We start from the raw sequence: 13,154 nt of genomic DNA, 5'->3' as shown, positions 1-13,154 counted from the left end.
CTTCCACAAATTTCTGGTCAATGGAAGGAAAATTCTCTGATTTTACAAGTATAGCGTTCTATATACTTCTTCCTGCCGTCATCCGGCCCCTGCCTGAAGAAGGTTACAGATTATCACTTATATAACTCCTGGTCAGATTAACCACATGGTAATAGGTGGTACAAAGGCAATGATCAAAACCACAACCAACATCATCGCCACAAAAGCAAGGGCATATCGCGATATCTCCAGCACCGAGGTCCCGGTAACACCCGACACCACAAAGAGGTTAAGCCCAAGTGGGGGAGTGATAAAACCGATACCCAACGCAGTAATCATAAAAATGCAGAAATGGATCTCGTGCATACCGATCTCCAATGCGAGTGGGAGCAGCAGCGGCGAGAGGATAACAATATTGGGTGTTGTCTCCATAACACAGCCAGCAACCATAAGAATAAAGAGCATGATAAGGACGATCAGTACTTTACTGGTTGTGAGTGAGGTCATGAAGAAGACGAATGCCTGGGGTACCTGTAGAGAAGCCAGCACCTGAGCCAGAGGATGGGACATGGCGATGATCGGGATGATAACACCATTCACCTTGGCCGATGTCTCAAGCATTTCAGGAAAATCAGCGATCTTCAGGGTACCCTGCAAGAAACCGATAGAGATGGTTGTCATTACTGCTATGGCAGCCGATTCGGTGGGGGTGAAAATGCCGGAATAGATTCCACCCAGGATTATAAACGGAATAAGAAGCGCATAACGACCATCATAAATTGCCGCCAGCCAGTGTTTGAAGCTGAAGCCGATATTCGAATTTTCGTAGAGCTTAAATTTGTTGACGATCGTGTTGGTAATCATCACCGAGGTCAGTATCATCACTCCCGGTACGGCTGCGGCAAGAAACAGGGTCGAGGCGGATATTCCAAGTACCAGACCGATAATGATATAGGCGATGGAAGGTGGAATCAAGATTCCGGTACAGGCGCCGGCTGCCACCAGGGCACAGGCGTAACCCCTCGGGTATCCTTTCTCTACCAGCCTGTGAATGGTGATCCGGCTGATTGCTGCGGCATCGGCGGCATCAGAGCCGGAGATACAGGCAAAGAAACCACAGCCTAAAACGGTGGATGTGCCCAGGCCGGCCTTCTGCCAGCCCATTGTCGCTTCAGCGACATTCAGGAGTTTGTTTGACAACCCTGTTCGAACCAGGACATCTCCTGTCAGGATAAATAATGGCACGGCAATGAGGGCGAATGAGTCTATGCCCTCAAATAATGCCTCTCCCATCAAGGTGGGGGGCAGAACTCCGGTGGTCAGCAGCATCACCAGTGAACCGAGCCCGATTACGACCCAGATCCGAACCGCCATCAGGATCATGATCAGCATTCCGATGACGGGTAGGTAGAATTCCCATCCCAGTGATATTACAGGTGCCTGCATCAAGTGTTCATAATACATTTCCTCTACCCCTAATCAAAAAGTTTGTTTCCTTCGAATACTGGTCTTCCAGCCTTCAAATCACTAATATCCCGCTTCATCGATTGCAGAAGGCGGACAACCATCATGGAAAATCCAAGAGGAACCGATGCCAGAAACCAGGCCTGACTGATCCGTAAGCCGTGGGTGACGGAGTCAAAATGAATGGAGGTAAGCACAGGTTCCATAGACCAGTAAATAGCGAGGATCGCCAAAATCAGGGTGATAATATCGCCAAAGAGAAAGATGAAACCGCGAATCCGCTGGGAGAACAGAGGAAGGAGCACATCAATGCGGATGTGAGCCCGTTCCTTAATAGCAGACGAGGCACCAATCCAGGCCACATAGATAAAGGCGTATCTGGCAACTTCTTCCGCCCATATTGATGAATAGGAGAGTAGAGAACGCCTGAGCACTTCTATGGAAATCGTGAGCACAATTAAAGTGTAGAAAGGCAAAAGTAGGTAACGCTCACCATTCTTGTCAATTTCTCTAATAATTTTATTAAATTGCATACACCAGCCTCAATTCGCTAATCGGTGAAGTGACAGGTAGAATGATTCTACCTGTCACTCCGAGATGTTACGTGTTTTTAAATGTCGTGAACGTAGAAGTTGTTATAGGAATTCGCTGCTTCCTGCAATTTATCGAAATTGGCCAGTGAGCCGACCAGTTCCTTCTTGATTGCATCCCAGGCAGGCAACTGGGCACCAGCCTTGGCAACCCATTGCTCAATCTCATCTTCGGTGGGTACATAGAAGTCGACACCGGCTTTGGCCATCTCGGCCATGGCATAGTTACGTGCCGCGGGTACCTTGGCAAGGTTCTGCCGGCTGGTAATCTCTGAGGCGAATTCGATACCTTCCTGAACATCGATTGGCAGGCTCCTCAGCCATTTCAGGTTACAGGAAAAGACCTGGGAATCAGGTACTGCAGCGTTGAAGGTAACGCTTGAAAGTATTTCCTTAAAACCGAATACCAGCAATGCCTCAACAGATGGGTCGAGGGCATCTGCTACACCCTGCTTGATGGCAGACGAGGTTTCTCCCCAGGCGACCGGGGTGGGGTTGGCGCCAATAAGTTGATAGAACTGCTGCAGGATTTTGGAACCTGGTACCCGAAATTTGATACCGCGCAGCTGGTCCGGGGTTCTGATCGGGCCGTCGATGCCCTGGCGAACGGCAACGGTGCGTGGATCGATACATACATACCAGAGTGCCTTGAACCCCTTTGCTTCAATTTTAGGATCCAATTCCTGTTTCCAGGCATCAGAGGTAACGAGATTCATAAATTTCTGGTTCTCGCCACACCAGTAAGGGATGTTGATAACGTCCGCTGCCGGGGCAAAAGGAGCGAAGTTGGCAATGGAGTGTTGCGCGGCCTGGATGGTGCCCGCCTGAACCTTCTGGACCAGCGCGCTGCCTGCACCCAGCTGCCCGCCGGGAGCAAGTTTTACGTAGACCTGACCGTTGGTGGCATTCTGGATGTTTTCCTTGAAGTCGAGCTGCATAATCGGGTATGTCCGTGACGCGCCGAGTCTATAGGCTGTGGCCACATTCATGGTGTACTTTGCCGTCTTCTGGCGCTCTTTCTCCTCATTGACAACCTGAGCAGAGGCCTCTTTGGAACCGAGTACACCTGCTCCCATGGCAACAACTGCGGCGGTAAAACCAGCTTTAGCAGTAATTTCCATGAAACGGCGGCGTTCTACTGACTTTGGACCATCGGTTAGCTTTTTCTCACTCATAATATCCTCCTACCCTTTTAGTTTTCGGTTTTTCAAAACCGCTTCAGAATGTAACGCGGCAACGATAAATGCTATGGATGCCGTGAACAGCAGCAGGAATTCACCCACATTGCCCAGGTGGAAAATCTCCCATCCGTAAACAACTGATGCTTTTCCGACCAGCACGTTCAGTACGTACAAGCCGAAAGAGATAGCAAATAGAATGACACCTACTTTCCCAACGTTGGATTGTTCAGCTTTGTCTTTTTCGCTTGTCATTTTTCCACATATTCATTTTAGAAATACGCCCCAGAAATTTATAACTTACGAGCCGAGTATGAGCGCAAGGGGTACAACGTCACGCTCTTAATGCCGGTTACACGACCTCGGTCGACCTCAATGTAAACGTTTACATTTCAACGCCAATCATCTACCAATAACCCATCGGGACCTAGCTTTTAGGTGCGAAAATAGGTTGTCCCGGCGTCGGTGATTACGCCAATTTTTTTGGTGTCCGTATAGCTTTCAAGCCACTCTGCGATAACCTGCGATGGATTGGCGGCCCGCAGGTGGCATTTTTTCAGGATTCCCTTGTCGAGATTTGAGTAAACTGCCACATCAAATTCGCAAAAGGTCCTTCCAAAGAGATAGGCCTTGGGCGCTTCCATATTGAATTCCTGCTTGCGGAAATCGGCCAATACCTCTTCGGGAGTTGTGAACTGAGAGACGTAATCAAAATAGATATCCTTACCGTCTCCTTGGGGTAACGCTGTTACCAGAAAGATATGTCCACCGGCCTTGACTGCCTGGGAGGCGAGATGCAAGCCCTTTTGTGCAGTGTAAAGACTGATGTCATTCGGGTACCCGCCGCAACCTGCAACAACAATATCGAATTTCTCATCAAGAGTGACGCCATATAGATCCGCCGCGATTTTCGCCCCTTTGGCCAGATTGTCTGCTGGTGGTCCCGCCAATATTTCAACGACTTCTTTGTTGGGGGCCAGAACAACATCGACTGCGAAATCAACATCGATCAAGCGTCCCGCTTCATCCAGATCTTCACGCACAGGATTGCCGTGCAGGAGACCAACCCGGGCGTTATCGTCGAACATCAGGCTGTGATTATGCTCAATGGTGGCCTCATTGCTGCAGCCGATGACCATGCCTGACATACTATCGGTAAAGCCGGCAATCTGATGTGGTTCTATTTGACCCACAACGATTTTATAATCTCCGGATGCAAACGCCTGGTTGAGATAGACAGGAGTGCCGTTTGAGGTGCGCCCATAGTCGGCGACCTGGCTCTTGCTTGCATTATGGCGAATGATTTTACAATTGCTGATGATATGAGCCGGAACGAGTTTGCTTATATCGGTCTGCGCGTCTTGCGACTGCAGGCCACCGCCTATAACGATGGTAATCCGCCCAGGCTGTAAATAAGGAATAGAGCTGAGAAGCCAGTCATACAGGCCGGCAAGTATTTCCGACGTTGGTAATGCCCGGGTCTCGTCAGGGATTGCAATTGCGGCACTGAACTCTTTATTGCGGTGTTGCATAAAAGAGGGATGGCACGGTTGAATTGCGGCCAGAGCATTCTGCAACGCCTCCTGAACTGAGGCTACAGGAGTTCTTGCCTGTGGTTCCAGAATCGTCACTTCTACCATCTCTGGTACGTGTAATTCAATTTTCCCGGTGCCGTATTTGAGTTCAATGTCCATTCGTATCCTTGGGTAAATATTCAAATATACATTACAAATCCTATGCCACATTGGAGAATGCCGTGAGTGACCTGTTATTACACGGTAAAAAGAATATCGCGGTAGGTTGAAGAGTTTGAAACCGAGTTTAATATTGGTCTTCGAGGTGAATATTGGACTTGAAAATTGGTCACAATCGAGTAAAGATCTTAAACATTAAGGTGCATGATTTGGCTTCATGCTTTGAAAATTCAGGTGAAACATACAACCGGAAACATCTTCGGTCCTAGCTGCCTCAGGCGTGATTGAGCAGAGGGCGATTTGGGGTATATCAGCACAGCTGTTAAAGTGTTTGCTAATGTTCTTGATCTCCTCAATCACTCAATCCGGTGAGGGGTAGCTGCATAGTGGCCGTTGAAGCTGTGCAGCCGGAAATCTGGCTGCAAATGCGCAATGCTTGTCGGTGGAGGAGGTTGGTCCTTGAGATAGGTATCTCACCAAGGGCGGATTATCTGTCGGCTTTTCACAAAACAATAGCGCCGGAACCATCAAACTCGAGCAGCCTAACTACAAAGGAAGCCAGTATGAAATGGAATGCAGAGACCCGCTATAAGCTGATCCTTGAAATCAACAACTCCATTGCTGCCCGCAAGAGTCGGGAAGGGCTATTTAAATCCCTCTCCAAAGAGTTGCATAAACATTTCAGCTACGACCGTCTGTCCATTAATGTCTACGATCATGACAAAAAGGCCATTGAATATTTTGCCAGTGCGGTGGGAGTTCAACCCGGTGGTCATGTTAATGATCGAGCGCGATCGCTCGACCAGAGCGCGATAGCACGAATTGTTATCTCGTCCGGTCAACCGGCAATTTTTGACGACTTGACCCAATATTCAGATATCAGCTCAATCCGTTACCTGGTAGAGGCGGGCCTCAGGACTACTCTTGCTTATCCGTTAATTGTCAGAGAAAAAATTCTCGGTACACTCCATTTCAGCTATATGGAGAAGCCACCTGCGTTTACGGAATTGACCGAGTTACTTGATGCCTTGTCCAGGCAGATTGCCATTGCGGTGGACAATATGCTGGCTTATACGGCGCTTAGGCAGACCAATCAGCATCTGCAGAAAGAAAAGGAATATCTGTTGACTCACAGCCACGATTATCAGGTCGACGGCTTTTACTACGGTTCCCAGCGAATGAAAGAGGTTGTTGAGACAATAGAACAAGTTGCAAATACTGATGAAACGATCTTACTTACAGGTGAGACTGGTACCGGTAAGGATTTCCTGGCACGTCTCATCCATGAAAAAAGTCATCGAAAAAATCATCTTCTCGTTAAAACCAATTGTCCCGGACTGACTACTTCACTATTTGAAAGCGAGTTGTTTGGTCATGTCAAAGGCTCGTTCACCGGAGCGGACAAACAGAGGTTGGGTCGCTTTGAACTTGCAGACAAGGGCACAATATTTCTGGATGAGATTGGGGAGTTGCCTCTGGGCTTGCAGGCAAAGTTACTGCAGGTTCTACAGGAAAAAAGATTCGAAAGGGTAGGGGAGAGTTCTTCAACACCGGTGGATGCCAGGATCGTAGCGGCAACCAATAAGGATCTCTTTCAGTGTGTGCAGGATGGCGAGTTCCGACAAGATCTGTTTTACCGCCTTGATACCTTGACCATTAAAGTGCCTGCGTTACGCGAAAGAGCTGAAGACATACCGATTCTGTTGAAAAGTATTACCGCCAGTGAAGCTGAGCGAATGCATAAGGCTCCACCGGTTTTTACTGACGAGGTTTTCGCCCTGCTCAGCGGGTACTCCTGGCCGGGCAATATCAGGGAGCTGAAGAATATGGTCAAGCGCCTCATCATCCTCCAGCCCGGCAAGCGTGTCAGTGCCCACGATATCGAGCGAATGTTTCTGATGAGTACCAGTGCACCTGCCCGGTCGACGCAACTGGTAACCAGAGATCAGGCGGAAAAAGAAAATATAATCAGAGTGCTGAAAGTTACGAAGGGCATGGTCGGTGGCAAAAAAGGTGCTGCGAACCTGCTCGATATGCCTCGGTCGACGCTGGTATACCGCCTCAAGAAACTAGGGATAAATCCTGAATATTACAGGTATGCGGTAGTTGATTGACCGTTCTGCATCTTAAGGCTGTTCCCTGTGAGGGATCGGGCCTTCTTTTTTGCAGATTATCCGCATGGAGGTGCGACTGATTTTCTGACAATCAGCTTTGAATCCAGGATGTGTTTTACAGCACTTTTGGTTTTATCGGAGATGTTGTCGATCAGTGTCTTGGCGGCAATCTCCCCCATCTGTAAGGCCGGTATCCTGATGGAGCTCAACGGTGGGTTCATCACACCTGACATTTCGAGGTCGTCAAATCCGATTATGCTGACCTCCGGACCGACTTTTTTGCCCTCATCCTGGACCGAGGCCATGGCACCATAGGCCAGCAGGTCGGTGGTGCAGAAAATGGCTGTTGGTGGCATATCGAGTTGAAGGAGCTGGGTCGCGGCAGTTTTTCCGGCCATTACTGTAAATTCTGTCAGTACAACCAGATCATCATCATAGGCAATATGGGCCTGCTGCAGACTTTCCTTATACCCCTTCCAGCGTCTTTCTGACCTGCCACTTGCCTCAAATTTTCCGGAAATAAATGCAATACGCCGATGTCCCAAAGCGATAAGGTGGTCAACAGCTTTTCTGGCAGCAAGGGCATTATCGAAAGTCACATAAGATATCTCTTCGTCTGTAATTTTTTCCCAGGTAATGATGAGGGGGATGTTTCTCTGTCTCAGGTACTCGATGGATTGACTATGCATTGGTCTTCCAGTGAAAACTATGCCATCAACTTGTTTTCCAATGAAAAGTTGTATTAAATGGTATTCCTGGGCCGCTGAATATTCAGTGCTGCCGAGTAATACCGAGTATCCTTTGCTCACAGCGGCTTTTTGGAAGCCGTTTGTTGCCAAAGCAAAGACCGGATTGGTAATGGTCGGAATTATGATCCCCAAAGTACGGGTATTCTTGTTTGCCAGCCCTCCCGCCAGAGAATTATAGATGTAATTATGCTCCTCCATTATCTTCAACACTTTTTGCCGTGTGCCAGGGGAGACTTTTTCAGGGGTGTTAATCACCCGTGACACCGTGGCCAGGCTCACTCCTGCCAGCCTGGATATATCGACAATGGTTACGTCCATATGTTTCAGATTTAGTGAAGTTACTTGACATAGGCCTGGGTTGGGCCTGCTGTTCTTCCCGACCGGGACCGACCACAGTATGGCTGAAAAACTTTTTCAGTCATACTGTGGCAGGAATTACCAATAAAGGTAGCAGTTACTGGACCGCAGCCATAGCGGCTGCAGTTCCGGTGCTTGCCCTGGTACTTGCAATTGCATTTTCCAGACTGTGTATAAAGACTTTGCGATCAAGTGAGCTCATCTGTCTCAGGTCGATTGCCTGGGTGTTGAGAGTAATTACATTATTGGCCATGGCGATAAACTTGTGGTATTCAACCTTGGCAACAGTTTCCTGGTAGTAGCGCTTCAGATCAGAATCCTTCAGGTTAAAGCCTTCGATCTTCCAGCGGCCATCCTCACGGATTGCAGTAACTGCCCGTTCGATATACGGGAGTTGATTGCTGCTGTGCAAGAGACTTCCTCCATCCATCGGAGTAAATCGCACATTCATCTGCAGATGGCGGTCGCTGATAAAAGGGAACCACAGTGATTCGGCATCAATATCCATTCGGTAATCATCAGCGTCGAGCAATTCGAAGTGGTCCAGCATGGCAAGTTCGACCATAAAATGATAGCGGGTGGATTCCTCTTGACTGGTAAAACTCTTCGCAGTTCTGGAGTAGGAGCGTTGCATCTCGTTATGATCTCGATCCTTTACTGCGGTAAGAAATATTCTGGTGGCGTTGACGCCATTGTTGTTTTCGCCAAGAATAGAGACAAAGATAACGGCAGCAACAAAGAGACAGCCGAAGGATACCAGCACATGTTTGAGCGAAATTGACGGAAAGTTCATTCAATCCTCTGATTCATACCTGATTTGCTTGCTGAAAAAAAGCAGCGGAATGCAATCTTATTTACAGCAACGATTTGCAGTTGCTTATGCTTTCGGCGCTTAACTTAGCTTTTCAGCATGCAGGAGGCAATGGTTAATAGAGGAGAACCAGTAATTGCTTGAAATTTTCACGGAACGTTACTGCCTCAGTCTGATAGAAGGGCGGTCGGTGGATACTGAACAATGGAATAGGGTTTGTACTCACATCCTCGCGCTAATCTTTAGGGAGTAAGTACGTGGGGAGGCTATCGTCCCGGGCAGGATAGATACGGGTTCTTCACCAGAAGGAATCAATAAAAGCTGGATTGAAGCTCAGTTCGGGAAATCTTCCGGTCAGTGTTGACCGGAAGATAAGCTGGGCCTTGATTTCATTTGGGCCAAATTATATTTTTACCGGAATCATCAAATGGAACAAATAAGGTGAAATTTGCCACTTTCCCATCCACAAACCAGAATGATGCCTCTTTCTCGGGATACTCATAGCTCTTTCCGAATTCATCAGCAGACTCGTCCAAGAATAATTGAGGGAACTTCTGCAATAATTCTTTTTCGCTTTTGCCTATGACGCAGACACCCTCGAATTGAGCATTTTCTGACGAAAAGGTTATTCTTGTTAATCTGAACTTTTCTTCAGAATCAAAGTTAAGCTCTATTCCTGAATCCTCATAAATCCAGCTATCGGTAGAACCTCCATCAGGAAATTCTATAATTTCAGAAAATGATGGATCGCCCAAAATGTCTTGTACTTGAGTCCTGGTATAACCAAATTGAATATCATCAAATCCTATGAGTGGGTATATTTTCATGTTTTTTCCATAGCTGATGTGGAGTTCGGCGATCCGGTCGGGGACTGGCCAGGGTCTATGATTTTGGAATGCTATTGATTGTTATCATCCTAGGCAAATCGATATCTGGATGCAAGTGTATTCAGGCTTGTCTACTCACTTATTATGAATAAGTACCGCTTTCGGTGATGGAGGTCTCTGCCAATTGTTTGCAAATCTGTTCGTGTGGACATCAGGTATTTTAACTGTTGCGCCTGGCACCTCACGCCCGATCAGTTCCTGCTGAGTTTCAGAGAGAGTATAAGCAAATAAAAAAAAGCCCGTTGAGAAAAACTCAACGGGCTGAAATGTGCGATAACATGGTCGGGACGAGAGGATTCGAACCTCCGACCCCAGCGTCCCGAACGCTGTGCTCTACCAGACTGAGCCACGTCCCGACCGGGTCTCTGCAACCGATAAGCCCCGGTCACAGAGACAAACGACAATAGCATGCTGTAATGGATAAATCAAGAGTCAGGGGTAAAGGGGTGCTGTTTTTTCCAGGTAAATCTTTTGGCACAAAAGTCGTGGTCATCGAAGGAGGGTTATGTAAAGGTGTTCGGCTTTTTAAGTATCTGAAATGCAGTTGTACTTCGTGAGTTGTCGTGAGGGTAGAGCCTGTGATTTCCTGATATGGAATGAGAAATGTATAGTTGAGCGGTTGGTTAGCTCATCTGCGTAGTGCACGGCATTGGTGTAGAGGTCCGGCACGATCTCCTGATCGATTCCGATTGCCTGAAACAGGGAGGTGAGAAACTGATCCTGGCCTCTTTTCTAGTTTTCCATGATATCCAGAAAAATTGAGTAATCTCCGGAGCGCGTAGTGAATGCCTCCTTGCTTTCATCTGAGAGAGGTCTCATATCCATAACCTTGTCCATGGGCGTGTGGAGCATTACGTTGATAGAGGGAAAAAACCGTCATAAAAAGCTCGCCAGCAATTCACTGAATCTGACCCGGTTACCCAGTGCTCGTATCTTAAAATTGTATAACACAGGGAGAAATAAATAGGGTTGTCACATGTCAGACATTTGTTTCGGGCTCCCCTGGGTGAATGTTTGTATTGCTGAGTTGAAGTTTTCTCATGCTGAGGTTGCAATACGCAGCGTTGTACGGAGATTAAGCCACTATTCTGGAGGAAATTGAAAAGAGAACGTTTTTCGGGGCAAGCGGCTTCCGTTTACGTAAAATAGTAGTTGACAAATTGGTGCAATGTTGATGAGTTGGGCAGGTGAGGAAAGCGGAGACAGCAATAGAAGAAAATCCCCGGAATTATTTTAAGAGGCAAACAATGAATGTGAATCGTTTCAGAGGTGCCGCCAATTATGTCCTGGATGAAGAGCTTGCAAAGATTGTTAATATTTCAATGGCCCTGGAGATGCCGTTATTGTTGAAAGGCGAACCGGGTACCGGCAAGACCATGTTGGCTCATGCAATTGCGGCATCCCTTGAGATGGAATTGATTATTTTGAATGTCAAATCGAGCATGAAATTGATCGAGGCGCTGTATCAATATGATACCCTGACTCGACTCAATGACAGCCGCTTCGGTGACTCCAGCCGTAATGTCAGTAACATCTCAGACTATATAAAGATGGGCAAGATCGGCCAGGCTTTCACGGTTGACTCTCGCTGTGTACTGCTGATTGATGAAGTCGACAAGGCTGAGACGGAGTTTCAGGATGATATGCTCGATGTGCTCGACCAGATGCAGTTTGATATCATGGAGACGGATGAGGTGGTCCAGGCACGACACCGGCCTGTGGTCATCATCACTTCAAATGCCAAAAAGGATCTTTCCGACCCTTTTCTCGGGCGTTGTAATTTTCATCATATCGCTTTCCCGGAACCGAAAATGATGAGGAAAATTCTTCGCGCCCATTTCCCGGATTTGAACAGGAAGCTGGCCGATAATGCCATTCAGACCTTTTATGATCTGCGTGAAATCGACGGGGTAGAGAAAAAGCCTGCCACCAGGGAGTTGATCAACTGGATTCGAGCCTTGCAGGCTGACCCTGATTTTGCCCAGGGCGATAGGTTGACCAAGGAGATTCCCTATCTGGGAGTGCTTTTTAAAAAGAGCGGTGACTATGAGCGCTCGGCCAACATGGTGATGAAGAAGCGATTTTTCCGTTAAGTTTGTACGGTCAAGAACAGTAAGGGAGAACACGGTGTTTATCCAATTCTTCTATACCTTGCGAGAGGTTGGCATCCCAGTCAGCCCCACCGCTTTTCTGCTGTTTCATCGCGCCATGCACAGTGGCCTGGTGAATTCGGTGGAAGACTTTTATACAGCCGCCCGCACCATTTTGGTGAAAAGCGAAAAGTATTTTGATCTCTATGACCGGGTTTTTGCCTACACCTTTTCAGGGGTTGAACTGAAAACGCCGGAAGAGGAAGAGTTTGAGCTGCTGGCTTCGGGTTTATTGCAGGAGTGGCTGCAAAATCCGAAGGAATTGGCTCAATCACTCGGGCTCGATGAGAAAAAGCTGAGTAGTATGAGCCAGGATGAACTGCTTGAATATTTCAAGGAGCGACTGCGTGATCAGGAAGGGCGGCACGATGGTGGCTCGAAATGGATCGGCACCGGCGGCACCTCGCCGGTCGGTCACTCGGGCTATCACCCTGGAGGGTTACGGGTGGGTGGCACATCGGGCAATAAGTCGGCTGTCAAGGTGGCCGGCGAACGCAGGTACCGTGATTACGCAACTGATGGTCCACTCACCAGGCACACGATCGGTGAAGCGCTGAAGCGTTTGCGGCATCTGGTTCCCCAGGGAGCGAAGGACCGGCTCAACGTAGAGGAAACCATCTATAGAACGGTAAAAAATGGCGGAGAGATCGAGATGATCTTTGACCGAAGAGTGGTTGATCGGTTAAAAATTATTCTGGCCATTGATAATGGTGGTTGGTCCATGGAGCCCCATGTTGAGATTGTACAGACGCTTTTCTCCTACGCGCGGGCTCAGTTCAAGGAACTGAAGACGTATTATTTTCATAACACTATCTACGACTGCCTCTGGAAGGACCCCGCTCGGAGAAAAGAGCCGGTTTCCATCGACAGCATGGTTTCGCTGGACCCTGATACCCGCCTGATTGTAGTTGGCGACGCCTCCATGGCGCCTTATGAGCTTATGTCCCAGGATGGTTCTATCTATGCCTTTGAGCGCAGCGGTAAACCCAGTGTGGAACGGCTGAAATATATGACCGAGCTCTTCAACCACGCGATCTGGTTCAACCCGATCCCTGAAAGTCACTGGCCGTATACGCACACAATCAAGGTGATTAAAAATATTTTCCCCATGTATGAGCTTTCGCTGGAAGGGCTGGAGCAGGGCGTGAAAGAGTTGATGCAATCGTAGACAATTTGCCAAA

11 protein-coding genes and 1 tRNA gene are annotated in these 13,154 nt (G+C 48.0%); 3 read left to right on the top strand and 9 right to left on the bottom strand.

What is annotated here, in order from left to right; genetic code table 11:
- Window positions 1-132 precede the first annotated feature (132 nt).
- The 5 genes from ACN5NT_RS04015 to larA all read right to left on the bottom strand — a co-directional run bounded on the left by ACN5NT_RS04015 (window position 133) and on the right by larA (window position 4,905).
- The gene (locus ACN5NT_RS04015) at window positions 133-1,443 is read right to left on the bottom strand and encodes a TRAP transporter large permease (RefSeq protein ID WP_419174580.1); all 1,311 of its coding nucleotides are present in this window, start codon (window positions 1,441-1,443) and stop codon (window positions 133-135) included.
- Between the two features lie 11 nt (window positions 1,444-1,454).
- The gene (locus tag ACN5NT_RS04010; protein WP_136795297.1) at window positions 1,455-1,976 is read right to left on the bottom strand and encodes a TRAP transporter small permease; all 522 of its coding nucleotides are present in this window, start codon (window positions 1,974-1,976) and stop codon (window positions 1,455-1,457) included.
- A 77-nt stretch (window positions 1,977-2,053) separates the two neighbouring features.
- Window positions 2,054-3,208 carry a TRAP transporter substrate-binding protein gene (locus tag ACN5NT_RS04005; protein ID WP_419174579.1) on the bottom strand — a complete coding sequence of 385 codons (1,155 nt, stop codon included), beginning with the start codon at window positions 3,206-3,208 and terminating at the stop codon, window positions 2,054-2,056.
- Window positions 3,209-3,217: 9 nt separating this feature from the next.
- On the bottom strand, window positions 3,218-3,466 hold the full coding sequence (locus ACN5NT_RS04000) for a hypothetical protein (protein ID WP_136795295.1): 249 nt from the start codon (window positions 3,464-3,466) through the stop codon (window positions 3,218-3,220).
- Window positions 3,467-3,645: 179 nt separating this feature from the next.
- Window positions 3,646-4,905, bottom strand: a complete 1,260-nt coding sequence (gene larA, locus ACN5NT_RS03995; protein WP_419174578.1) for a nickel-dependent lactate racemase — start codon at window positions 4,903-4,905, stop codon at window positions 3,646-3,648.
- 563 nt (window positions 4,906-5,468) lie between these two features.
- Here larA and ACN5NT_RS03990 point away from each other — a divergent pair.
- Entirely contained in the window at window positions 5,469-7,019 is a 1,551-nt protein-coding gene (locus ACN5NT_RS03990; RefSeq protein WP_217907633.1) for a sigma 54-interacting transcriptional regulator, read from the top strand.
- 56 nt (window positions 7,020-7,075) lie between these two features.
- Here ACN5NT_RS03990 and ACN5NT_RS03985 read toward each other — a convergent pair whose 3' ends face one another.
- The 4 genes from ACN5NT_RS03985 to ACN5NT_RS03970 form a co-directional block, all read right to left on the bottom strand.
- Window positions 7,076-8,086 carry a LacI family DNA-binding transcriptional regulator gene (locus ACN5NT_RS03985; protein WP_419174577.1) on the bottom strand — a complete coding sequence of 337 codons (1,011 nt, stop codon included), beginning with the start codon at window positions 8,084-8,086 and terminating at the stop codon, window positions 7,076-7,078.
- Window positions 8,087-8,222: 136 nt separating this feature from the next.
- On the bottom strand, window positions 8,223-8,918 hold the full coding sequence (locus tag ACN5NT_RS03980) for a hypothetical protein (protein ID WP_419174576.1): 696 nt from the start codon (window positions 8,916-8,918) through the stop codon (window positions 8,223-8,225).
- Window positions 8,919-9,325: 407 nt separating this feature from the next.
- Entirely contained in the window at window positions 9,326-9,763 is a 438-nt protein-coding gene (locus ACN5NT_RS03975; protein ID WP_136795291.1) for an outer membrane protein assembly factor BamE, read from the bottom strand.
- 339 nt (window positions 9,764-10,102) lie between these two features.
- A tRNA-Pro gene (locus ACN5NT_RS03970) sits at window positions 10,103-10,179 on the bottom strand.
- Between the two features lie 891 nt (window positions 10,180-11,070).
- On the opposite strand from ACN5NT_RS03970, the gene ACN5NT_RS03965 reads away from it, so the two are divergent.
- Together ACN5NT_RS03965 and ACN5NT_RS03960 are read left to right on the top strand one after the other, a co-directional pair.
- Window positions 11,071-11,916, top strand: a complete 846-nt coding sequence (locus ACN5NT_RS03965) for an AAA family ATPase (RefSeq protein WP_419174575.1) — start codon at window positions 11,071-11,073, stop codon at window positions 11,914-11,916.
- A gap of 34 nt (window positions 11,917-11,950) precedes the next feature.
- A complete protein-coding gene (locus tag ACN5NT_RS03960) occupies window positions 11,951-13,141 on the top strand; it encodes a vWA domain-containing protein (protein WP_419174574.1) in 1,191 nt (396 codons plus the stop codon).
- Window positions 13,142-13,154 lie beyond the last annotated feature (13 nt).

The sequence above is a fragment of the Desulfosediminicola sp. genome (genome assembly GCF_048381775.1).
Lineage (GTDB): Bacteria > Desulfobacterota > Desulfobulbia > Desulfobulbales > Desulfocapsaceae > Desulfopila > Desulfopila ganghwensis.
Note: the sequence above shows the minus strand (reverse complement) of the source record. Positions and strands in the feature narration are given on the sequence as shown.

Excerpts from the sequence above, each read along its gene's own strand:
- ACN5NT_RS04015 (WP_419174580.1), bottom strand. The coding sequence starts at position 1,443 with ATGTATTATGAACACTTGATGCAGGCACCTGTAATATCACTGGGATGG.
- ACN5NT_RS04010 (WP_136795297.1), bottom strand. The coding sequence starts at position 1,976 with ATGCAATTTAATAAAATTATTAGAGAAATTGACAAGAATGGTGAGCGT.
- ACN5NT_RS04005 (WP_419174579.1), bottom strand. The coding sequence starts at position 3,208 with ATGAGTGAGAAAAAGCTAACCGATGGTCCAAAGTCAGTAGAACGCCGC.
- ACN5NT_RS04000 (WP_136795295.1), bottom strand. The coding sequence starts at position 3,466 with ATGACAAGCGAAAAAGACAAAGCTGAACAATCCAACGTTGGGAAAGTA.
- larA (WP_419174578.1), bottom strand. The coding sequence starts at position 4,905 with ATGGACATTGAACTCAAATACGGCACCGGGAAAATTGAATTACACGTA.
- ACN5NT_RS03990 (WP_217907633.1), top strand. The coding sequence starts at position 5,469 with ATGAAATGGAATGCAGAGACCCGCTATAAGCTGATCCTTGAAATCAAC.
- ACN5NT_RS03985 (WP_419174577.1), bottom strand. The coding sequence starts at position 8,086 with ATGGACGTAACCATTGTCGATATATCCAGGCTGGCAGGAGTGAGCCTG.
- ACN5NT_RS03980 (WP_419174576.1), bottom strand. The coding sequence starts at position 8,918 with ATGAACTTTCCGTCAATTTCGCTCAAACATGTGCTGGTATCCTTCGGC.
- ACN5NT_RS03975 (WP_136795291.1), bottom strand. The coding sequence starts at position 9,763 with ATGAAAATATACCCACTCATAGGATTTGATGATATTCAATTTGGTTAT.
- ACN5NT_RS03965 (WP_419174575.1), top strand. The coding sequence starts at position 11,071 with ATGAATGTGAATCGTTTCAGAGGTGCCGCCAATTATGTCCTGGATGAA.